Origin of the sequence: Martinezella dioscoreae (assembly GCF_009176305.1) — a bacterium.
In the GTDB taxonomy this organism is placed as follows: domain Bacteria; phylum Pseudomonadota; class Alphaproteobacteria; order Rhizobiales; family Rhizobiaceae; genus Rhizobium; species Rhizobium dioscoreae.
Map to the genome: position 1 here is coordinate 717,450 of NZ_BLAJ01000001.1, position 21,864 is coordinate 739,313.

The 21,864-nt window shown below is 58.9% G+C and carries 25 protein-coding genes; 7 read left to right on the plus strand and 18 right to left on the minus strand.

The features are described from left to right. Positions 1 to 84: 84 nt before the first annotated feature. The 5 genes from GDN47_RS03480 to lgt all read right to left on the minus strand — a co-directional run bounded on the left by GDN47_RS03480 (position 85) and on the right by lgt (position 5,153). Entirely contained in the window at positions 85 to 963 is an 879-nt protein-coding gene (locus GDN47_RS03480; RefSeq protein ID WP_113351857.1) for a hypothetical protein, read from the minus strand. 55 nt (positions 964 to 1,018) lie between these two features. After that, complete coding sequence (locus GDN47_RS03485; protein ID WP_113351858.1) at positions 1,019 to 2,170, minus strand: M24 family metallopeptidase; 1,152 nt, start codon at positions 2,168 to 2,170, stop codon at positions 1,019 to 1,021. A gap of 1 nt (position 2,171) precedes the next feature. Further along, the gene (gene pgeF / locus GDN47_RS03490) at positions 2,172 to 2,954 is read right to left on the minus strand and encodes a peptidoglycan editing factor PgeF (RefSeq protein ID WP_113351859.1); all 783 of its coding nucleotides are present in this window, start codon (positions 2,952 to 2,954) and stop codon (positions 2,172 to 2,174) included. 136 nt (positions 2,955 to 3,090) lie between these two features. Next, positions 3,091 to 4,188: a class I SAM-dependent methyltransferase gene (locus tag GDN47_RS03495; protein ID WP_113332252.1), complete on the minus strand. Its 1,098-nt coding sequence runs from the start codon at positions 4,186 to 4,188 to the stop codon at positions 3,091 to 3,093. Between the two features lie 77 nt (positions 4,189 to 4,265). Beyond that, positions 4,266 to 5,153 carry a prolipoprotein diacylglyceryl transferase gene (gene lgt, locus GDN47_RS03500; RefSeq protein ID WP_113352040.1) on the minus strand — a complete coding sequence of 296 codons (888 nt, stop codon included), beginning with the start codon at positions 5,151 to 5,153 and terminating at the stop codon, positions 4,266 to 4,268. Positions 5,154 to 5,417: 264 nt separating this feature from the next. Here lgt and GDN47_RS03505 point away from each other — a divergent pair, with 264 nt between their 5' ends. From GDN47_RS03505 to GDN47_RS03520, 4 genes are all read left to right on the plus strand, one after another. After that, a complete protein-coding gene (locus GDN47_RS03505; RefSeq protein ID WP_069612652.1) occupies positions 5,418 to 5,678 on the plus strand; it encodes an accessory factor UbiK family protein in 261 nt (86 codons plus the stop codon). 390 nt (positions 5,679 to 6,068) lie between these two features. Beyond that, on the plus strand, positions 6,069 to 6,569 hold the full coding sequence (locus GDN47_RS03510; RefSeq protein ID WP_069612651.1) for a type III secretion system chaperone family protein: 501 nt from the start codon (positions 6,069 to 6,071) through the stop codon (positions 6,567 to 6,569). A gap of 1 nt (position 6,570) precedes the next feature. Next, positions 6,571 to 7,410 (plus strand): pyrroline-5-carboxylate reductase, encoded by an 840-nt coding sequence (gene proC / locus GDN47_RS03515; protein ID WP_113351860.1) that lies wholly within the window; start codon positions 6,571 to 6,573, stop codon positions 7,408 to 7,410. 15 nt (positions 7,411 to 7,425) lie between these two features. Further along, on the plus strand, positions 7,426 to 7,767 hold the full coding sequence (locus GDN47_RS03520; protein ID WP_069612649.1) for a tRNA-binding protein: 342 nt from the start codon (positions 7,426 to 7,428) through the stop codon (positions 7,765 to 7,767). Between the two features lie 34 nt (positions 7,768 to 7,801). Here the strand turns inward: GDN47_RS03520 and GDN47_RS03525 are convergent, their stop codons facing one another. The 6 genes from GDN47_RS03525 to GDN47_RS03550 form a co-directional block, all read right to left on the minus strand. Then, on the minus strand, positions 7,802 to 8,383 hold the full coding sequence (locus GDN47_RS03525) for a DUF1349 domain-containing protein (protein WP_113351861.1): 582 nt from the start codon (positions 8,381 to 8,383) through the stop codon (positions 7,802 to 7,804). An 11-nt stretch (positions 8,384 to 8,394) separates the two neighbouring features. Continuing rightward, positions 8,395 to 9,777, minus strand: a complete 1,383-nt coding sequence (locus GDN47_RS03530) for an ATP-binding protein (protein ID WP_069612647.1) — start codon at positions 9,775 to 9,777, stop codon at positions 8,395 to 8,397. 23 nt (positions 9,778 to 9,800) lie between these two features. Continuing rightward, entirely contained in the window at positions 9,801 to 10,502 is a 702-nt protein-coding gene (locus tag GDN47_RS03535; RefSeq protein WP_069612646.1) for a response regulator, read from the minus strand. Positions 10,503 to 10,578: 76 nt separating this feature from the next. Continuing rightward, entirely contained in the window at positions 10,579 to 11,049 is a 471-nt protein-coding gene (locus GDN47_RS03540) for a MarR family winged helix-turn-helix transcriptional regulator (protein ID WP_173002452.1), read from the minus strand. A 459-nt stretch (positions 11,050 to 11,508) separates the two neighbouring features. Further along, positions 11,509 to 11,772, minus strand: coding sequence for a hypothetical protein (locus tag GDN47_RS03545; protein ID WP_092711633.1), 264 nt, complete (start codon positions 11,770 to 11,772; stop codon positions 11,509 to 11,511). 247 nt (positions 11,773 to 12,019) lie between these two features. Further along, a complete protein-coding gene (locus GDN47_RS03550) occupies positions 12,020 to 12,658 on the minus strand; it encodes a DUF1236 domain-containing protein (RefSeq protein ID WP_113332255.1) in 639 nt (212 codons plus the stop codon). Positions 12,659 to 12,902: 244 nt separating this feature from the next. On the opposite strand from GDN47_RS03550, the gene GDN47_RS03555 reads away from it, so the two are divergent. Continuing rightward, complete coding sequence (locus tag GDN47_RS03555) at positions 12,903 to 13,547, plus strand: MBL fold metallo-hydrolase (RefSeq protein WP_113332256.1); 645 nt, start codon at positions 12,903 to 12,905, stop codon at positions 13,545 to 13,547. Positions 13,548 to 13,558: 11 nt separating this feature from the next. Here GDN47_RS03555 and GDN47_RS03560 read toward each other — a convergent pair whose 3' ends face one another. From GDN47_RS03560 to GDN47_RS03580, 5 genes are all read right to left on the minus strand, one after another. Beyond that, complete coding sequence (locus tag GDN47_RS03560) at positions 13,559 to 14,104, minus strand: DEAD/DEAH box helicase family protein (RefSeq protein ID WP_152092632.1); 546 nt, start codon at positions 14,102 to 14,104, stop codon at positions 13,559 to 13,561. Positions 14,105 to 14,425: 321 nt separating this feature from the next. Then, positions 14,426 to 14,863, minus strand: a complete 438-nt coding sequence (locus GDN47_RS03565) for a BA14K family protein (protein WP_152092633.1) — start codon at positions 14,861 to 14,863, stop codon at positions 14,426 to 14,428. Positions 14,864 to 15,011: 148 nt separating this feature from the next. Continuing rightward, positions 15,012 to 15,227, minus strand: a complete 216-nt coding sequence (locus GDN47_RS03570; RefSeq protein ID WP_004116423.1) for a cold-shock protein — start codon at positions 15,225 to 15,227, stop codon at positions 15,012 to 15,014. A gap of 498 nt (positions 15,228 to 15,725) precedes the next feature. After that, complete coding sequence (locus tag GDN47_RS03575; RefSeq protein WP_152092634.1) at positions 15,726 to 16,616, minus strand: DMT family transporter; 891 nt, start codon at positions 16,614 to 16,616, stop codon at positions 15,726 to 15,728. 98 nt (positions 16,617 to 16,714) lie between these two features. After that, positions 16,715 to 17,875 carry a PQQ-dependent sugar dehydrogenase gene (locus GDN47_RS03580; protein ID WP_152092635.1) on the minus strand — a complete coding sequence of 387 codons (1,161 nt, stop codon included), beginning with the start codon at positions 17,873 to 17,875 and terminating at the stop codon, positions 16,715 to 16,717. A gap of 517 nt (positions 17,876 to 18,392) precedes the next feature. Between GDN47_RS03580 and GDN47_RS03585 the strand changes: the two genes are divergently transcribed. Beyond that, positions 18,393 to 19,595, plus strand: a complete 1,203-nt coding sequence (locus GDN47_RS03585) for a pyridoxal phosphate-dependent aminotransferase (protein ID WP_152092636.1) — start codon at positions 18,393 to 18,395, stop codon at positions 19,593 to 19,595. 141 nt (positions 19,596 to 19,736) lie between these two features. On the opposite strand, the gene GDN47_RS03590 is transcribed toward GDN47_RS03585, so the two are convergent. Further along, positions 19,737 to 20,840, minus strand: coding sequence for a calcium:cation antiporter (locus GDN47_RS03590; RefSeq protein WP_113351866.1), 1,104 nt, complete (start codon positions 20,838 to 20,840; stop codon positions 19,737 to 19,739). Between the two features lie 229 nt (positions 20,841 to 21,069). Between GDN47_RS03590 and GDN47_RS03595 the strand changes: the two genes are divergently transcribed. Then, positions 21,070 to 21,351 carry a DUF2188 domain-containing protein gene (locus tag GDN47_RS03595; protein WP_092711617.1) on the plus strand — a complete coding sequence of 94 codons (282 nt, stop codon included), beginning with the start codon at positions 21,070 to 21,072 and terminating at the stop codon, positions 21,349 to 21,351. Here GDN47_RS03595 and GDN47_RS03600 read toward each other — a convergent pair. Next, the gene (locus GDN47_RS03600; protein WP_113351867.1) at positions 21,348 to 21,863 is read right to left on the minus strand and encodes a GrpB family protein; all 516 of its coding nucleotides are present in this window, start codon (positions 21,861 to 21,863) and stop codon (positions 21,348 to 21,350) included. The genes GDN47_RS03595 and GDN47_RS03600 overlap by 4 nt on opposite strands. Between the last annotated feature and the right edge of the window lies 1 nt (position 21,864).

The window sequence follows — 21,864 nt, forward strand, 5'->3', positions numbered from 1 at the left end:
CCTGATAGCCGCGCTTTTAACCGCCTTGCTCTCGAATGCAAGAGGGAGAGACACGTTAGCTTCATATTTCTGAAAAGCTTTTAGCTATCCACCGTTGGATTCGCGCCAGGAATTGAATTCCGACATGGTTTTGGTGGCAATTTTCTGCATGACCGTTGGAGGAACGGCCGACCAAGGGTCGCCACGCTTCAGAGGCGCGCTTTCTGAACCCTGGATGCGGTGGACACGGTTGCCGTTGCTATCAAGCACATCCCAAACGTAGGTCACGGAAATCTGCGGCCCGTCTTCAAAGGCGGAAAGATAGCCTTTGAGAATATAGGCGGCACTGGAATCGCTTGAGCTCTTGATCGTCAGGCCAAGCGAACGGGCGTCGGCACCAAGCTGGCGCGACAGCGGAGTGACGGCTTCCACGGGAGCGCCGATGATCGGCAGGAAGCGGACGCTGTTGCCGCCGGCCGCGGCCGTGGGCGGCAGCGACGCCTGTTGATCCGGCTGCTGCTGTTCCGGTTGAGGATCGTCTGCACTCTGTTGCTGCTGCTGTGACGGTGGGTCGTCCGACAGGCGCCGGTCGGCCTCGCGCTGCTCGTCGGCCTCCGAAAACTGATTGTTAGACGGAGCGATGGAGGCGGTCCGGGAGCCGTCGAGCGGGCGGGAGGCATATGGATTGCTGCCGCTCGACCTCAGCGCCGAGGCCTGCTCGTCGAGCGTGCCGCTCCCGCCGTAACTTTGCGGCTGATAGGCTTGCTGGGAGGTCTGCTGCCGATAACCGTAACTGTCCTGCGTGTCCTGATAGACCTGGCGGCGCTGGGGCGCTGAAGCCATGCGCTCGACGTCGCGCTGCGTGACCGGGCTGGAGCTGACATCACCGATGGCTTCGGGCGGCGTCAGGGCGTCCGTGGTATTGCAGGCGGAGAGCGCGAGGCAAAAGCCGGCGACAGTCAACGTTATCCTGACCAGTCCCATAGACGCGATCCTTTCTCCCGACGGTCTTACCGTCCAGGATCGCTATCTTACGCCCCTAACGGTTAAGAAATTCGAGAGGGTGGCGAGAAAGGGCTTTTGGCGCCTGTGAGGTCGTCAAATAGGTTTGTCCGAGGGTCATGGCGGTGCCGCTGTCGGAATCCATGATGATCATATGGACGAAGAGCGACATGTTCTCCTGGATCTCCAAGGGATTGCCCATATGGAACATTTCGTGCTCCATCCATGACGGCGAGAAGCGGGCGCCGAGAGAGTAGCCGCAGGCGTTCAGCCGGTGGCGGGCAAGGCCGCGCTCGTCCATGATCTTCGCATGAATGTCGAAGATGTCGCCGAAAGTATGCCCCGGCATCAGGATCGTTTCGATCGCCTGCAGGGTTTCCAGGCAGGCGCTGTAGAGCTCACGATGGCGATGGCTGGGAGTGCCGATGACGACCGTGCGCATCATGGCAGCGTGATAATGCGCATCCACACCGGCCCATTCGAGCGTCAACTGGTCATTGGCGTCGAGCTTGCGGCGGCCGGACTTATAGCGGCAGAGCAGGGCTTCCGCACCCGAGCCGATGATGAATGCGTTGGCGGGATAATCGCCTCCACCCGAAAAGACGGCGCCCTGCATGGCCGCGAGAATATCCGACTCGTCCGCGCCGGCCTTGACCACAGACAGGGCTGCGTCGAGGGCATCGTCGGCCAGTGCGGCGGCCCGTTCGACATGGGCGATTTCCGCCGGGCTCTTCGTCAGACGCAGACGACTGATAAGATAAGAGGCATCGATGATCTGTCCAAAGCTTGCAAGCTGATGATCGAGCAGGCGAGCGATGCGACCCGTCATGCCGTGAGTGTCGTATTCGACGCCGATACGGGCACCGAGCAGATCGAGATCGGACAAGAGCTCCTTGAGATCGAGCGTCGGATCGGCGTTGACGCGGTCGACCCATATGCGGATGTCGCTGATGACGGAGGTCAGCTGCGCCTGACGCAGATCGGCCGAGCGCGTCAGGAGCGTCAGCGACCCATCCGCCTTGACAACCAGCGTCTGGAAAAAGCAAAAGCCGAACGTGTCGTAGCCCGTCAGCCAATACATGCTCTCCTGTGCGAAGAGCAGCATGGCATCGAGCTTTTCTTCCTGCATTCTCGCCAGCAACCGTGCCAGACGAGCATCGAATTCGCTGCGTTCGAAATGCACGGCCATATCAAGCTGCCTTTCCGATGGCGATGGCGGAAATCTGCCGTCCGTAATCCGGCTCCTTCGCATGCGTCGTGCGCCGATAGGAGAAGAAGCGCTCAGGATCCGGATAGGTGCACAGGTTCAGGCTTTCGGCGGTGACGCCCGCCTTGCGCAGCCGATCGACCGTGAGGGACGGCAGATCGAACATGGCATGACCGTCGCGTTCCGAAGGGGCGAAATATTTGGCATAATCGGGATCATGAGTGATGAAGCGCTCGACGAATTCGGGACCTACCTCATAGCTCGCCTGGCTGATCGACGGGCCGAGGCAGGCAAGGATCGCTTCACGTCGCGCGCCAAGCGCTTCCATCGCATCGATGGTATTTTCCAGCACGCCGGTCAGCGCGCCCTTCCACCCCGCATGAGCGGCGCCAATCACCCGATTTTCCGGATCGGCAAAAAGGATGGGGCCACAATCGGCGGCGAGGACGCCGATTGCGATGCCCGGTGTCGCCGTGACCATCGCATCGGCCTGCGGCCGGCTGCCATCGTAAGATGTGCCGATTGTCACGACATCGGGTGAATGGATCTGATGCACGGTAGCGAGCCGTTCGACGGGCAGACCGAACCAGCCGGCCACGCGGCGGCGGTTTTCCTGCACGTGCTCGCGATCGTCATGCGAACCCAAGCCCACGTTCAGCCCGCGATAAAGGCCTTCGGAAACGCCGCCGGCGCGGGTGAAATAGCCATGGCGAATGCCGGCAGCCTCGGCGGCGCTCAGCAGCGTGCTTGCAAGTGGTGTCGGCAACTGCAGTGTCCCTTGATGTCTTGGTTCAGCCTGTCGTGCGATGAATAACGCAGCCGCGGCGAAGCAGTTCGATTTGACTGGGATGTTGGCCCAGTCCGGCGCGCACTGTCAATGCGTAGGGATCGATGGTCACGTTTCAGCCGACGGGACGAAAGGGCAGGAGATCGATCGCCGGGCTGGAGACCGCCAGCACCTTGAAGAGCTCTCCCATCTTGCCTTCGCCGGCGCCTGCCAGCCTTTCCACGGCGACACGGATATTCTCCTGGGTCGCCGCATCCTGGTCTCTGCCAAGGGCTGCCGCCCGCTCCAGCAGGCCGAGACCGACGAGGAAATCGCCCTGATGACAGCAGCCGTTGATGTGCATGCCGGAGGCGAGGGCGGTTTGCGCCAGATGCTGGAAATCGACATGGCTGGTGAGATCCGCTTCGCCCGGATGTTCCAGCGGCGGATCGTATTCGTGCATGCGCACGGCCTGCAGCGTATCGCCGAAGCCTGTCGCCATGTGGCCGTAGTCGATGGCAAGCGCCGTGCCGCCATGAGCGGCAAGCCTATCGCAGATCGTCGTCATAACGGCCTGACGGGCGGGTGCGATTTCGAAAATCGTACCGATCGGCGGCAGTCCGCCCTCTGGAAGAAGTGCAGGATCGAGCGTGGCGACGCCCGCCGTGAAGCTCAGCTCGTCGTTGGCGTCGAGGCCGACCGTGCGCTCGCGGAAGCCGTTGGCGGTGCGAACAAACTGGCGGATGGGAATGGCGTCGAAGAGTTCGTTGGCAGCGAGCAGGGTGAAACCTTCAGGCACCTCGCCGAAATCCGTATGCCAGGAGATTTTTGCGCCGTAGGCATCAAGGGTCTGGCGCTGGAAGCCCTGCAGGCGCTCGCTGGTTTCGACGAGATGGACCGTCATGGCATCATAGAGCGGCGGGGCCAGCTTGCCGATGACGCGCAGCATGTCGGACATCATCGTGCCACGGCCCGGACCGATTTCGACAAGACGCACCTCGGCAGGAGTTCCATGTCGCTGCCAAGCATGCACCATGAAGACGCCGATCATCTCACCGAATAGCTGACTGACTTCGGGCGCGGTGACAAAGTCGCCGGATTGCCCGAAAGGTTCGCGCGTCTTGTAGTAACCATGCACCGGATCGGCGAGACACAGCGAAAAATAATCGGTGATGCTCAATGGTCCGTTGGTGCGGATGATGGCTTTGATTTTTTCCCCGAGCGCCGTCGTCATTCTATGCTTTCGCTAATGCGTGGCCCAGACAGACTGGGAGTGTCTTTCAAGAAGACCACGCGATATTGAACTCCACCTCAAGCTATCTGCCTTGCCGCTGCCTGACGGGCGCGGATAACGGCCCAAAGGCCTATCGCCACCATCGGAAGCGAAAGCACCATCCCCATCGTCAGCCAGTTCGTGCCGAGCAGATAACCGAGCTGCTCGTCAGGCTGACGGAAGAATTCGACAAAAATGCGCGAGAAAGCGTAGCCGATGACAAAAATGCCGCTGGCCGTGCCCGGTTTCTTCAGCGTCAGCGCCCAGCGCGTAAGCACAAAGAGAATAAGGAAGAGGATGATGCCTTCGATGCCGGCTTCATAAAGCTGACTCGGGTGCCGCGGGTCTGGGCCTGCAGGGCACACGCCGTTATGGGCGGCGATCACATGTGGGCTGCAGAAGACCATCGCCCAGGGAACATCTGTGACGCGACCCCAGAGCTCGCCATTGATGAAATTGGCGATACGGCCGAAGAAAAGCCCGATCGGGGCGACGGCGGCGACGATATCGAACAGGCTCCAGACGGGAATCTTGTTTCGCCTTGCGAACAAAATCATAGCGATGGTGGTGCCTATTAATCCGCCGTGGAAAGACATGCCGCCGTTCCAGACTTCGATGGCACGGATCGGATTGGCCAGGACCGGATCGAGATCGTAGAAAAGGATATAGCCGATGCGGCCGCCGAGAACGATGCCGAAGGCTACCCAGAGAATGAAGTCATCCAGATGCTGGCGCGTCATCGGTGCTGTATCGTTCAGCCAGAGCCTGCCGTTATCGACCAGCCGCCTGGCATAGAACCAGCCGAGCAGAATGCCAGCGACATAGGCAAGTCCGTACCAATGGACTGAAACCGGGCCGAGAGAAACGGCGACCGGATCGATATCCGGAAAAGGCAGGATGGCGGCGAGATTGGCGGATGTCAGCAAGATCGTCAGGCCCGTTGCAGCATGTTCCCGAAAGCACCGTGCCATTTCGGGGCAGGATCATGCTAAATATCCAAAATGTGCGCGGAACATGGCGTTCGCTGTCGAAACGGTCAAGTCGATTGTTGATCTCGCCGAGATGGCAGCTCCGGTTGTCCAGTCCTATCTCAATTTGCTTGCATCGGCCCCTTGGAAATCCTACCTCAGCACTATCTGGCCCATATCGATGCCTGACCGTTGAGGGCCGACGGCTGCAAGGAGATTGCCATGAGCACTGGACCGAACCGAATCTTGGATGAATTCGCCAAGCTGATGACCGATGCCGCCGGTGCTGCCCAGGGCGTGCGCCGCGAAATCGAGACCGCCTTCAATGCCCATGCCGAGCGCTGGCTGAACAGCATGGATATCGTCAAGCGCGAGGAATTCGAGGCCGTTCGAGAAATGGCGATCAAGGCGCGCGACGAAAACGAGGCACTGCTGGCGAGAATCGAAGCGCTCGAAGCCAAGCTCGCTTCAAAGGGCAAATAAGCCTGGACTTCTGTTTGCTGATCGGCGCGGCACCCGTTTGCCGTGCCTTTTTCCTCTGAAAATTTCCGTCAGTTTTTCCACCTGTGGACATAGGCAAAAAAGCCAATCGCCAGAGTCGGTTATGACTCCCTTCTGAATAGGCGTCCGAAGAGCTTTCCACAGTGCCGTTTCCAAAATCACCGTTCAGGGGCTGGCATGCCGGGCATGCCACTATACACTGATTTTAAATGATGATTCGAAACGGACTTGGTAAGCCCCGGGCATGGTGGAAGCGTTAGTCTGGCAGCCGTTCAACATCATCCCGAGGATGTTTCCGGAGTAAAATTGTTTGCGTTCTTTCAGTGTCGAGCCACGGGAAAACTGCAACCGATCCGGTCAAGAAGGTGCTGCATGAGCCTTATGGAAATGGAAGCCGAACGACAATCGAATCCGGTCGACATGATCGAATTCGTTGCTGCCAACAACGACTGGTCGTTCGAACGGTCGGGCGAAGACGAAATCGCCATGACCGTCGAAGGACGATGGACCGACTATCACGTCTCGTTCTCCTGGATGGAGGAATTCGAGGCGCTGCACATAGCCTGCGCATTCGATGTCAAGGTTCCGGACCCGCGCGTCAACGAGGTGATCAAGCTCTTGTCCTGCATCAACGGGCAGGTGCTGATGGGCCACTTCGATCTGTGGCGTCAGGAAGACATCGTCATCTTCCGTCAATCGCTGCTCTTGTCGGGTGGGGCGGAGCCCACGAACAGGCAGGTGGAAGTGCTGCTTTCCAACGCGCTTGACACATGCGAGGCTTACTATCAGGCTTTCCAATTTGTCGTATGGTCCGGGCTCGATGCAAACCGCGCCATGGAAGCCGTACTCTTTGAAACGGTAGGCGAAGCGTGATATGACAGGTGAACAATCCGCCAATGCATTTGCGTCCTCCGGGCCGATCGTTCTGATCGGCGCGGGTAATATGGGTGGCGCATTGCTGACGGGGTGGCTGAAAAACGGCGTGCCGGGCTCTTCGGTCGTTGTCGTTGATCCCAATCCGGCCGAAGCGATGCGGAAAATGATTGCGGATGCGGGCGCAAGCCATGTCACCGAAGTTCCGAAAGGCTTGACGGCGGGCGTTCTCTTCATCGCCGTCAAGCCGCAACTCATGGACGCGGTTCTGCCGCCGTTCAAACCGCTCGTCGGAGAGACGACCGTCGTCGTCTCCATCGCGGCCGGTAAGACGCTCTCTGCGCTTGAGAGGCATCTGGGAGACGCGGCCATGGTGCGCGCCATGCCGAATACGCCCGCCATGGTCGGGCGCGGCGTGACCGGCGCTTTTGCCAATGCGCGCGTAAGCGATCGCCAGCGACAGCTGGTCCAGAACCTGTTGAAGGTATCCGGTCCGGTCGAATGGGTGCCTGGCGAAGCCGATATCGATTCGGTGACTGCGGTTTCGGGCAGCGGGCCTGCCTATGTTTTTTATCTCGTGGAATGCATGGCGGAGGCGGGCCGAAAGCTTGGCCTGCAGGCGGACCTCGCCATGCGGCTCGCACGGGAAACCGTCGCGGGGGCTGGTGAATTGTTGCACCAGTCTCCCGACGACGCTTCGCGCCTGCGCCAGAATGTGACATCTCCCGGCGGGACGACCGCGGCGGCACTCGGCGTTCTGATGGCAGAGGACGGCATGCAGCCCCTGTTCGATGCGGCCCTCGAAGCGGCGCGCAAGCGGGCGCAGGAACTGGCCGGCTGAATTTAAAGGTAAGAGATGACGGAAGAGATCACTTATGGCGATTTCGAGCGGGTGGATATCCGCGTCGGAACGATCATCGAAGCGGAGACTTTTCCGGAAGCACGCAAGCCTGCTTATAAGCTCAGAATCGATTTCGGGCCGGAGATCGGCATCAAGCGCTCCTCCGCACAGATCACCGTACATTATACGCCGGAAACTCTTATCGGCCGGCAGGTGTTGGCGGTGGTCAATTTCCCGCCACGCCAGATCGGACCGGTGCGTTCCGAAGTGCTAACGCTCGGTTTCGAGGATGAGTCCGGCGCGATCGTTCTCGCTGCGGTGACCCAGCCGGTGCCGAACGGCAAGAAGATGATGTGAGCGGTACCCCTTTCGCAATCGAAGGGAAGTGCCCTCAGTGAATGTCCTTCGATAGCGGATCGCTCAGGCTGAAATCGAGAAATTCCGCTTCGAAGCCTTCGCGTTGCGGCGAACAGAAGGCGGGACCGACCGACACTTCCTCCAGCATTGGATCGAACCAGGCGAGCCTCGCCATGCGCCACTCGCTCATGCGGTCGGTGCGATACTGGATGAAGAGGGCATCGCCGTTGCGCGTGACCCGTGCCGACATGGCATCGAATTCATGATCGAGCCGGAAGGCCGACCAATCGGAATTGCCATTGGTGACGACGACGCTGAAATGCCTGGCGCCGTCGGTATATTCGATCCCGCATTTCATCCAGCGCCTGGCATCGTGGCGGATCATCAGGCCGGCCTGATCGTAAAGCTCGCGATAGTGGCCGACAAAGGTGACTGCTGCGGTGAAATCGCCACGGCGCGGCGTGCCGAGAAAATGACCGTTGTCGCGATGGAAGCCGTAATAGGTCTCCTGCCAGAAATCGGTCTTGTCGCCGGAACGGACAAACAATCGTCCTTGGTTCACCTCCCACATCGGCGGCGCATTCAGCCAGTGCATGCCATCGATATCGATCGCCATGTGACGCCTCCTCAGGCAGGAATGCGGATAGTGGCGCGCAGGCCGCCGAGCGGGCTGTCGCCAAGCGTGACGTTGCCGCCATGGCTGCGGGCGATGTCGCGCGCGATGGCAAGGCCGAGGCCTGTGCCCGACTTGTCGAGATTGCGGGCCGAATCCAGCCGGAAGAACGGTTTGAAGACGTCATCGCGCGCCGCGGCTGGAATGCCGGGGCCATCATCATCGAAGATGATCGTCAGCCATTTAGCACTGTGCCTTGCCTCGATACGTAGGCTGTTGGCATAGCGCCGGGCGTTCGTGGCAAGGTTCGTCACCAGGCGGGTAAAGGCATTCGGCCGGACGGAGATTTGATCGTCACCGTCGATGGAGAAGCTCATGGATTTACCGTGCAGCGTGAAGTCCTGCTGGATCTTCTCGAAGATATCGCTGAGCTTGAACTGACCGACATCTTCTTCTGCCTCGCCGCGTGCGAAGGCCATATAGCCCTCTAGCATGCTTTGCATGTCCTCCACATCTTCGCTAAGGCCGGCAAGATCCGGATTTTCCCCGACAAGGGCAAGCTGCAGCTTGAAGCGGGTCAAAACGGTTCGCAGGTCATGGCTGACGCCGGAGAGCATCGCCGTGCGCTGCTCGATCTGCCGTTCGATGCGCTCGCGCATCAGAATGAAGGCGAGACCGGCGCGGCGTATTTCGTCGGCGCCCCGAGGGGAATAGTTTTCCAGTCGCTGTCCTTTGCCGAAGCTTTCCGCCGCCTGGGCGAGAGCCAGGATCGGACGGATCTGGCCGCGCAGGAACAGGACGGCGATACCGATCAGGACCAGAGACGTGCCGACCATCCACAGAATGAAGATATGGGTATTGGACGCATAAGTCTGGCTGCGCTTGGCGAAGACGCGCAGCACCTTGTCGGGCAGTTTGATGCGGATTTCGACCAGGCTGGAGTTGCCGACGGTATCGATCCAGAAGGGCAGGTTGATCTGATCGCGGATCTCGTCGCTCAGAATGCCGTCGAGGATCGAAAAGAACGGTTTTTCGGCGGGCGGCGGCAGCTCGCCACCCGGTTCGATCGAAATGGCGAGATCGAGCTTCTGGCGTGCCATTTGGGTGATGGCGGAATAGTCGGCATCCTGCGGATAGGTCTGGATGATGGTGATGATGGCGGCGATGTCGCGCGTTGTCGCCATCGACAGGCGCTGAGTCACCATCTGCCAGTGGCGCTCCATGAAGACGACGGTAACCACCGCCTGCAGGATGATCATCGGCAGAATGAAAATCAGCAATGAGCGGGCATAGAGGCCGGTCGGCAGGATATAGCGACGCATCCAGCGCGAAAGCCACCGCAATCCGTTGGACGGCGTGTGATCCTGGTCGCGTCTGATCGAATCGAATGTCACCATCACCTGGTCCCGCGGAGCCGATCTCAGTCTATGCTAAGGCGGTAGCCGATGCCACGCACCGTCTGCAGCCAGATAGGGTTGGCCGGGTCGTCTTCAATCTTTCGGCGCAGCCGGTTGATCTGCACATCGATCGTTCGTTCGCCCACCTCCGCGTCATTGCCGATGAGCTCGTGACGCGGGATGGTCTCGCCGGCGCGCTTGGCAAACAACAGCATGATTTCCTGCTCGCGGTCGGTAAGCCGGATGAGTTCCGCCGCCTTCTTCAGCTCCTTGCGGGTGAGCGAAAACGTGTAAGGTCCGAACATCACAAGCTCGATCTTCGGGGAATCGGCGGGCGCATTGCGGCGAAGGATATTGTTGACGCGCAATACCAGCTCACGCGGGTCGAAGGGCTTTGGCAGATAGTCGTCCGCGCCGGCCTCAAGGCCCGCTATACGGGAGTCGGCTTCAGCCAGTGCCGTCAACATGATGATCGGAATGTTCTTGATCGCCCGCAGGCTCGACGTCAGCGCGATGCCGGATTCGCCGGGCATCATCACATCCATGATGATGAGGTCGAAGTCGAGCCCTTCCAGCTTGCGGCGGGCTTCGGCGCCATCGGCAGCAGACGTGACGCGAAAACCTTTCTCCATGAGGTAACGATTGAGGAGGGCACGGATACGTGTGTCGTCGTCCACCACCAAAAGATGTGCTGCGTCATCCGAGATTGCTGCTTTTGTCGTCATTCGGTCCGTCTCGATCCTGTCCTACCCATCGATTGCATTGAGGCACTCCGCACCGGCACAGCGGGCTGAATCGCCGTCATTTCCCCGTCTGCATTCCCCTCAGGAAACGCTTCACGCTTTCGCGCGTCGCTTCCGACGCGCCTTCGAATGCCCTTTCAATGCGGCGCGATTGCGGCTCGGCCAGCGCCAGCGCCAGATCGCGGCCGGCTTGCGTCGGAAACAGCTTGCGCTGCCGCCGGTCCTCCGGACCTGCGACCTGGCGAATATAACCCGAATCGATCAATTGTTTGAGAACCCGCGCCAAACTCTGTTTGGTGATCTGCAATGTTTCCAGAAGGTCCGCAACCGTCATGCCTGGTTCGCGGTTAACGAAATGGACGACACGATGATGGGCCCGGCCGAAACCGCTCTTGACGAGGATCTGGTCCGGATCGGAGACAAAATCACGGTAGGCGAAGAAAAGCAGCTCGATAATCTCGAAATCGATGCTTCCCGCGTTCTGCATCGGTGTGCCCAGCAGCTCCGTTTTTGCCGCATTCTGGCTCATCTGTCGTGGCACCGTGACATTTCCTTTCCTATTATGGAGCATCCGGGAAACTTCCGCAAAAATATGTCAGCTCTGTTGACGCATTTCTACGTCGTTGCCCGCTTTTGCACAATGCCGTGCGGCCCGAACGGGCTGCCCTATCGGGAAATTAAGCGCGGTCCCGCAAAAACTCCAACATATCCTGTATATTAATCTGTCGCCACAGGGGCAGAATATGGCCGATAGCAATCGTGCCTTGAGGTGGCGAGATTGTTCGAGAGCAATGGGGCGAGAGGCAGGCGCCCTTGCTGAAGGTCTCGCGCATGCCCGGCCGTCGAGCGGCAACCATCGCGAAAGCGGGTATCTTTTCCGCGCCATCCGCTTCAAGGCAGGGGCGAGATGCGCCTGTTGCCAAACGGAATTGATGTTGATCCGCACAAGCCGGGTGTTTGTCGGCCCGGCTTGTGCGATCCGATCTAGTTACGACTTACGGCCGAGAACGGCACCGACGATCGCGGAGAGCACGCCGCCGGCGACCAATGAGGATATGCCTTGCGCGATGAGGCCGGTGAGAGCTTCGCTGCCGATCAGGTTCAGGATCAGGCCGCCGCCAAGGCCACCCACGGCACCGGCGATCGTTCTCGCAATGAGATTGATCCCATCCTGCTTCAAAACGGCGCTCGCGGCGTTGCCACCGATCGCACCGGCAATCAATTGCGTAATGATAGGCCCTAGACTTTCCATGACTGCCCTTCTCCCATAGTTCCGGAGACGCTTCCGGATGCCCTCTCGCGGCGTCCCGGATCGATGCCAGGGAGCGGCGATAATCCTTCATCGATATTAGGATTACATCATGCACGGATCGCTGGAAATAGAAGAGCAACTCAAACGGGAGAATTCCCTAATAATTTCAGGGGAAATCCTCGGTTTGGACATGCGGCCGACCCGCCGCATGTCAATTTCGCCATCTTATGTGGTCCTGCGAGGCGAATCAGCGGTAGACGTAGACGATGCGGCGTGTACCCGGATCGACCAATACGGGTTGGTGGTTTACCTCGACGTAGCTGTATTGGTAGTCTGGAATACGGTGTACTTCCACGCTTTGCGGAATGGTGGCGCCAACCACCAGATCTCCACGCAACTGAACGGTATCGACTGGATTGTCGTCGATATAGGTGCGGACTTCCTCAGGCGGGGTGATTGCGACTACATCGCCACCGCTCTGATCGACGGGCCCCAGCAATTCGTCGCTCGGATCGGGCTGAACGCGCTGGACGCTGCCGGTCTGGATCGGATCAGTCTGTTCATAGGTGATGGTGGGAATGCCCAGATCATCCCGGTGGTCCTGAACGACGACCGAGGTGCCATTCTGTTCGACGCTCAGATATTGCGCATAGACCCAGCCGCGCATGCCATTGACGTCGACCCGGCACCAGCGGCTACCTTCGACGCAGCCGTCGAGTGTTGCTTCGGACCCGCGAGTGGCGACACCAACGGTCGGGAATTCCGCACCGGGCCCGGAACGAACTTCTATATCCGTGGCGGTGGTTGCGGCCATCTCGGCCTGGGCGAGACCCGCACTGCCGAGAAGGACAAAGCCGGTCAGCAACAGATTTCTCTTCAAGGACATTGGTTTTCTCCTTCTGTCTTGAAAGACCTACCTTCAACGTTTCGAGTGCCTGAGTGTTCCGGTTTGCCGGGCACCAATAGGTCATCGTTCGATGGGAGGATCAAATAAACATTTGAAAACATGGGTATTATCGAATCTTGAGGTTCGGTTGCCGCGTTTGGACCACTTTGAAGCTTCGGGGGCTGCTTTGTCTGATGTTTGTCGTTATACCGGCAGTACGACGATCAAACAGACGAGGCGCTCCATGGGCATGCTCCAGGCCGGCATCATTCCGGTGACCCCTTTCGAACAGAACTGCACTATCCTGTTCGATCCGGAGACCAAGGAAGGCGTGGTGGTCGACCCGGGCGGCGATGTCGATATCATCCTGCAGACGGTGCGCGAGAACGGCATTACCCTTAAGGCCGTCTGGCTGACACACGGCCATATCGATCATGCCGGCGGTGCCGACGAGGTGCGTGAGGCACTCGGCATCGAGGTGATCGGCCCGCATGAGGACGATCGCTTCCTGCTGGAGGATATCGAAGCCAAAGGCAAGATGTTCAACATCAGCGGCGTGCGCAACGTCACGCCGGACCGCTTCCTGAAGGAGGGCGACAAGGTTTCCTTCGGCGAGCATGAATTCGAGGTTTTCCATTGCCCCGGCCATGCGCCCGGCCATGTCATCTATGTCAACAGGAAGCAGGGCTTTGCACATCTCGGCGACGTGCTGTTCAACGGCTCGATCGGCAGAACCGATCTGCCCGGCGGCAATCATCAGCAGCTTTTGGAATCGATCCGCGACAAGGTTTTCCCGCTTGGCGATGAAGTCGGCTTCATCTGTGGTCACGGGCCGGGGAGCAAGATCGGCGACGAGCGCCGCACCAATCCCTTCCTGCGTGGGCTGTAGGCAAAGCGTTATCAGCGGGCCTTTTGCCCCGCATTCCCGTGGCATCTGGAAAGAATATCGTCGACAACATTGGCGAGCGGCACTGTTGCGTCGCTGCTTATCGCGTTCTTCGGAATGTCCTCCTGCGTCGCGTGTAATCGCACGATGATGTCTCGCTCGGCGGGCTTGCCGCCAAACTCATCTTCCGGTCTGGCGGCAAGCCGGCGGTTTAGTGTGTCCAGATCGACGTTGACCACGAAGACCTCATCGAACAGATCGATAAAGCAATGAAAATTCCTTGAGCCGCCGCAGAAGAAGGTGGTCGGATTGCTTCGATCGGCGACGAGGGATTTGACCTTGCCGACATCCCAAAGGTGATGTCTGTGCCCGAAGGCCACATCGCCAATGTGCTCCCGAAGGACAGAGGCATCCAGCGGTTCACCCGTTTCCGGATCGCCCTTATAGGCCAACTCCCGATCGCCATGGATGACATGGTAGCCGCGCCGCTGCAGTTCGGTGGCGACAGAGGTCTTGCCAGCTCCAGAAACGCCGTCGATCAAGTAATTCCTGACGCCCATTCTCCAACCTCTGAAAAGCTTCTTCGCGCAGCCAGAAATGATGGCAACACGCATAAAATGCCAGTGTGACCATGGCAGGACATTATCACAGAGTGTCTGGATGAGAGTTTTGGGCGCAATGGGGCCGGCGTTCTTATCAGAGACGTTGTTTCAGAGAAGGCGTGGAGCGTTCAGTGTGCGAGAGACGGCAATGCGGGGACGCTGCCGCAAATCCAGGCGGAAAGACGAACGCTTCCCGATAGGAGCTATTCCGCATCAATCAGGCGCCGCTCGGAAGCGGCGCCTTGGTTCCTCGCATTGTCATTAGGGGCACGTCTGAAATCAGTCGGCCGTGCAGAAATGGCGCATGCCGTCAAAGCCGACATAGGTACCGGTGCGGCCATCGAAGCTTCTGTAGCGGTCGTAGCAATAGCGCATCCATGCGGACGACCAGGGACGCAGACCGTATGCCGGCGCTGGCGCATAATAGCTGACGTCGCGTTCGACATAGACGCGGCGCGGTGCTGGGCGATAGTAGTAGCCAGGGGGAGGAGCGTCGTAGCCTGGGTCGACATAGGCCGGGGCCGGTTCGACGTAGCGCGGCTGGCTGGCAATGGCGGAGCCGACGATCAGGCCGGTTGCGAGCCCGGCGGCCCCGAATGCCCAGCCATCTCGGTTATGATGGCGCCAGTATTCGTCGGCGGAAGCGGCACTCACGGAAGTGATCGTCAATGCCGCCGCGACGGCGGACATGACAAGCGTTTTGCCGAGTATGGTCATTGGCCTATCCTCTAACGGAAGCGGGACAAAAGTCATTCCCGCCCTTTCATGGGAGGCAAATTATACGTGGCAAACTGAATGCAGACTGAATGACAAAACCCGGCATTGCTGCCGGGCCTCAACTCGAATTTGAAAGCCGTAAGGTGTCTTAGCCAGCAATCTGCAGATTGACGGCCTTCGGTCCCTTGCCGCGGCGATCCGGTTCCGTGTCGAAGCTTACCTTCTGGTTTTCCGACAATCCTGCCAGACCAGAAGCCTGAACTGCAGAAATGTGTACAAAGATGTCCGCGCCACCCTTGTCCGGTTTGATGAAACCGAAGCCCTTATCGGTATTGAAAAACTTTACAGTGCCAGTCTCGGCCATGCCTCAGGTCCTTTTCTCTCTGCCCACCATCCACACGGGCAGCATTACTTCAGTTGCCCTTGCGGGCGCTTGCAGGCAGTTCTCGAAATTTGAAGGAAAAGGTCCCCGTAACTCGGCATGATCTCGATGCGATGTTTGCCACCCCGCTTCTCGACCAAGCTGACCGGAATATTAGCGTTTCCGGCTCGCAATTCTATTAGGACTTCCCATGCTCTAAAAATGCCCGAACACTGTTGAGAGTGCTGTGTTTATGGGAAATTGGCAAGCAAAAGTTTTTTAACGTGGCACAACAGGCACAATACCGTAACGCGAATATGTTAAGGCGATTCGCAAATTTTCCCACTTTGAAACAACTTTCTAAGGGTTTTACATCGCTCGCGATATAGTTTTGACGAAATTTCCCCAAATCCGCTGGTGTGAACAGCCGTTTTCGATTGTTCGAAAAATTTTGGCGTGCCATGCCGTCAAGCGCCTAAAAGTGCGCATTTCCGGCGTTTTTTATGCTGTGGCGTCGCGCCGCCGAGTCAATTCCGGCACCAATTCCACGGCCAGCATCGCCGTAAACATCAAGGCGCAGCCGGCATAGCCGAGAGGGCCGATGGTTTCGCCGAGCAGCAAGGCTCCCAGCGAAGCCCCGAACAGTGCCTCCGAAGACAGGAAGATCGCGGCTTGGGGAGCAGTCGTATAACGCTGCCCGATGATCTGCAGCGCGAAAGCCAGGCCCGAGGAAAAGATGCCGACATAGAGGATCTCGCCGAGTGCGGCGCTAATATCGGCGATGCTGATTGGTTCGATGGCGGCGGCAACCGCGAGGGCGAGAACGGCGGTGACGGCAAACTGGGTGGCGGAAATACCGAGCGGCCGGCCGGTGTCGTTAACGGCGGAGCCGGCGAGCGTGATTTGCGCTGCCCAGAAGAGTGCGCAGATCACGGTCAGGAAGTCGCCGACGGTGAGGCGCGAGAAGGAGCTACCCGACAGCAGGTAGATGCCGCAAAGCGCCATCAATGCCGCGGGCCAGATGACCCAATGCGGCGAGCGGCGCAGAAAGATAACGGCGATCAGCGGCACGAAGACCACGTAGAGACCGGTGATGAAGCTGGAATTCGTGACCGTCGTTGTCAGTAGGCCGAGCTGCTGCGTTGCCGCTCCGCCGAAGAGAGCGAGGCCAATCAGCAGAAAGAAGAGCCAGTTGCGAGGCGTCAGCGGCTTGGCGGCCTTCCTGTTTTCCATCCACACGAAAGGCAGGACGACCATGGTGGCCACGGCGAATCTGAGGCCGATGAACCAGAAGGGCCCGATCGCCTTCATCGCTGTCGATTGCGCAACGAAACCGCCGCCCCAGATCGCGGCGGCAAGCAACAACAACAAATTCGCCTGTATGCGAGACATCTGCATCCTGCGGGAAGGGGAGGAAAGAATGAGGCCGACCGTTAGCAGCTGCTTTTGCTTGCGGCAAGGCCGAAAGATGCCCAAGCGGCGCGTTGAGCCTAGCTTGCTGCTCTCGAAATCCTCAGAAGCGCACCGTCGCTTTCATCCGTCGTGATCAGCAGCGCACCGTCGGGCGCGACCGTTATGTCGCGTAAGCGGCCGAATTTTCCCCCAAACATGCGTTCCCGCTCGGTGATTTTGCCTTTGCCGTCCTGGCTTAGCCGTGAGAGCAGTTCGAACTTCAGCGCCGTGACGAGGAAATCGCCGTTCCATTCGGGAAACATCTTGCCGCGATAGACTGCAATGGCGCCGGGGGCGATCGAAGGATCCCAATAGAAGCGCGGCTGCTCCATACCTGCCTTTGCGGTGCCGATGCCGATTTTCGTGCCGTTATAATTGACGCCATAGGAGATGACCGGCCAGCCGTAGTTCTTGCCGGCTTCGGGCGTGTTGATCTCATCGCCGCCCCGGGCGCCGTGCTCTGCCGTATAGAGTTTGTTCGTCTGGCTGTCGAAGGTGATGCCCTGAGGATTGCGATGGCCCTTCGTCCAGATTTCGGGAAGGGCACGCTTTCCGTCTCTGAACGGATTATAGGCAGGAATGCTGCCATCGGCGCCGATATGGATGATGGAGCCGGCATCGTCGTGAAAATCCTGTGCGCGATCCTGTTGGAAGCGATCGCCAAGGCTGACGAAAAGGCTACCATCGCGGGCGATCGCGATGCGCGAGCCGTATTGGAGATTTCCGCGCGACAGCTTGTTCATCACGAAAATGCGCTTCACATCGGTCAGCTGCTTTTCGTCAGGAGATAGTGTGGCGCGGAATACGGCCGTACCGCTTCCGCCGTCGCCTGCCACCGAGGCGGTGAAATAAAGGGTGCGGTTGCTGGAGAATTTCGGATCGAGTTCCACATCCAGCAAGCCCCCCTGACCATGGGCATAAACCTTGGGGACGCCTGAGATTGGAGCGGAAATCTTGCCATCACGGATGAGCCGCATGCGGCCTGGCCGTTCGGTCACGAGATAGGCACCATCGGGCAGTACGGCAACCGCCCAGGGATGTTCCAGCCCGGCCGCGATCGTCTCGACCTTGACGTCGACCTTTTGCGTCTGGATGGTCTGTATAGGTTCGGCAAACACCGATGTTGCCGTCAGCAGGGCACAGACCATCAAGGCGATCGCAAATCGGTTTCCGCCTGAATCCGCTTTTGCCTCACGCATCTGTCTGACCTCCCAATAGCCTCGCTTTTGCAAGGTGGGGCCGTTCAGTTGCCATTCAAGGCTGGTTGCGGAGCCGATAACGTCTTTGTGTTCTCGCTTTTGACTGATGGATGCTTTTCGGCTCATTCACGCCTGCTTGCGAGGGAGGCGTTTTGCACGCGAGAGGCATCCGGCCGGCCTCGTGGGAAGCTGATACCGAGGGAAGTATTTGATCTCTATTAGAAATTCCCAGCGTCCTCAGAATCCGATTCAGGCGCTTCGCGTAATGATTCAAGTTTGGATCGAGCGGCGATGCCTGGCTACGATCCATGCGGTCGGGGCAAAACCGGCAAGCGCGCTCGCGGCCTGGCTTCTAGCCGGGTAAGGAAAGCTTATGCACATGGCCCGGAAACCCATGAAATAAAGCCACTGTGACGCCTTTGTGCTTGAAACGTCGGCCCATATTCGACATAGAGCTTAGCGCAGAAATCTGGTCCACAGGCTTTCTGCCATTTTCAACCGAATAGGACCGATCACCATGGCCTTTCTTGCCGACGCTCTTTCCCGTGTAAAGCCTTCTGCCACCATCGCCGTTTCCCAGAAAGCGCGCGAGCTGAAAGCAAAAGGACGCGACGTGATCGGCCTCGGCGCCGGTGAGCCGGATTTCGATACGCCCGATAATATCAAGACGGCGGCCATCGACGCGATCAATCGCGGCGAGACGAAGTACACGCCGGTCGCCGGCATTCCGGAACTGCGCAAGGCGATCGCCGCCAAGTTCAAGCGCGAGAACAATCTGGAATACGCTCCCGAGCAGACCATCGTCGGCACGGGCGGCAAGCAGATCCTGTTCAACGCCTTCATGGCGACGCTGAACCCCGGCGATGAAGTCATCATCCCGACGCCGTACTGGGTTTCCTACCCGGAAATGGTGTCGCTGTGCGGTGGCACGCCGGTTTTCGTTGCCACGACACAGGCCAACAACTTCAAGCTTCAGCCGGCCGATCTTGAGAAGGCGATCACGCCGAAGACCAAGTGGTTCATGTTCAACTCGCCGTCCAACCCGTCGGGCGCGGCCTATTCGCATGCTGAGCTGAAGGCGTTGACGGACGTGCTGGTCAAGCATCCGCATGTCTGGATCCTGACCGACGACATGTACGAGCACCTGACCTATGGCGAGTTCAAGTTTGCCACTCCGGTCGAGGTCGAGCCGAGCCTCTACGACCGCACGCTGACGATGAACGGCGTGTCGAAGGCCTATGCGATGACCGGCTGGCGTATCGGCTATGCTGCCGGCCCGCTGCAGCTCATCAAGGCGATGGACATGATCCAGGGTCAGCAGACCTCGGGTGCGACCTCGATCGCCCAGTGGGCTGCCGTCGAAGCGCTGAACGGTCCGCAGGACTTCATTCCGCGCAACAAGAAGATCTTCGAAGGTCGCCGCGATCTCGTAGTCTCGATGCTGAACCAGGCGAAGGGCATTTCCTGCCCGGTTCCGGAAGGTGCCTTCTACGTCTATCCGTCCTGCGCCGGCCTGATCGGCAAGACGGCTCCGACCGGCAAGGTCATTGAGACGGACGAGGATTTCGTCTCCGAACTGCTGGAATCGGAAGGTGTGGCGGTCGTCCACGGTTCCGCTTTCGGCCTCGGCCCGAACTTCCGCATCTCCTACGCGACTTCGGAGGAGCTGCTCGAGGAAGCTTGCCGCCGCATCCAGCGCTTCTGCGCCGCCTGCAAGTAAGCGACCCATAATCGTTCAATTGAAAAGCCCGCCAGAGATGGTGGGCTTTTTGCATTCAGGTTGATGGTTTCATCTTCATCAACTGATCCAAGCGTTTCGCAATTTGAATCCGCCAGTCGGCGCAAGTCTTTGAAATCGGAATCAAAGACCGAGCGCTGTCAGCATGATGAAAGTGGCGAAGAGAATGAAATGGGTCATACCCTCAATGGCGTTGGTTTCGCCGTCGTTGAGGTTGATGGCGGCGACGATCAGGGTGATCATTACCATGACCGTCTGCACTGGCGACATGGCCATCATGAAGGGCTGGCCGGTATAGAGCGCAATCGCCTCCATGACCGGCACCGTCAGGATGACGGTCGAAAGAGAGGCGCCTAAAGCGATATTCACTGTCGCCTGCATGCGATTTCTGAGCGCCGCCCGCAGAGCAGTCAGAATTTCCGGTGCGGCGGAGATGGCGGCAACGACGATCGCGGCGATGGCGGGCGGAGCGCCCGTGCCCTTGAGGCCGGTATCCATGAAGGCCGACATGAATTCCGCCAGCACGCCGATCAGCACGACGCCGATCAAGATCGTGACGATCGAAGTTGTCGTGGATTCTTCTTCATGATGCTCTTCAGCCTCTCCGGCAGCGAGTTTCTTCTCCGAGCGCGGATAGCTGTAGCTGAAGAAATAGCTGTGCCGGCCGACCTGCATGCGCAGGAACAGCGCATAGAGGGCGATCATCGCGACGATGGTGAAGGCCGAATAGTAGTGCCATTTCGCATCCGGGATGAACTCGGGCACGATCATCGAAATGCCCATAGCGGTCAAGATCATAACGCCATAGGTCCGGCTGGAATCGTCATTATAGGGCTGTTCGCCATGTTTCAGACCGCCGAGAAGAGCAGCAAGACCGAGGATGCCGTTGATATCGAGCATGACGGCGGCATAGATGGTATCGCGCACCAGCGTCGGCGAACTCTCGCCGCTCATCATGATGGCGAGGATGATGACTTCGACCGCAACGGCCGAAAGAGTGAGGATCATCGTGCCGTAGGGATCGCCGACCTTGACGGCGAGGGTCTCTGCGTGGTGGGCGACGCGCATGGATGCTAATACAATCGTCGCGATCAATGCCACGGCGGCGACCATCGCAGTGCCTTGGCCCATTTCCAGTATGGAATGCTCGCCGACATAGGCGACGACAGCAATCGCCAGTGCCACTAGCAGGTTTTTCTCCTGCTTAAACCATTTCGTTATGATCACTTTCCCCACCTTTGCGCCGATTCACGGTTGCACTCTAAAGCAAGGATTTCGCACATCAAGCTTGCGGGGAGGAGGGCGAAATTTGCAGTTAACGCGGTTTAATGGAATACTATGCGGACAGGTCTGCCCAATCACAATGTCGCGGCATCCTCGAACCCGTCTCAGATGCACGCGATTCTGCCGGCAACGTCCGGTTCGAAGGTCTTGGCAGATGAGAAGGAGGGTCTGAATGGTCAAGGTCGTTTACGAAATCGTGCCGCATGACGGTGGGTGGGCTTATCGCTTCCGCGACGTTTATTCGGAAGCGTTTCCAACACATTCCGAGGCGGTGGAGGCCGCGAGGATCGTGGCGGCGGAACAGCAAATCGGGGGAGATTCAGCCGAAATCAGCTGGCAGGACGAGAGCGGCAAATGGCATGAGGAATATGCCGATGGCGGTGACCGACCGGAAACGGAAGTCATCGACGGCCAGATGCATTTTCCGCCGGTGGATACCGCTCCAGGCGCCTAGATCTGCCGCTGGCCGACTGCCTTTTCGATAACCGCGTCGACGAAATGACGTTTCTCGGCAGTGTAGCGATCGCCATCATGTCGATGCATTCCGGCGAGCTCCAATTTCAGCGCGGCATAGGCTGCCGCTTCTGCAGGATGCGCTCGAAGATAATCGCGAAAGATCACCCGGCGCTCGTGGGTCCGGTTGTTCGGCGGGCAGAGATAGACGCGCTCCGGCGGCCTGCCGTCGCGCCGCATGAAGGCCCAGACATCGTCGTCGTAGCGATTGCCACGCGGTTCGTAATTCTCCTGCAGAAGAATCTGGGTCGCCGCAGGCACATCGGCTGAGCTGCGGAAGATGATATCGATGTCGATAAGCGGTTTTGCGGCGATCCCGGGAATGGATGTGCTGCCGATATGTTCGATCGTCACGACATAGGGCGCCAGCAATCGTTCGAGCTTTTCGCGGATGCGTTCGAAATCCCCTGGCCAGCATGGGTCGTACGGCACAAGTTCCACCGCTGTTCCCATG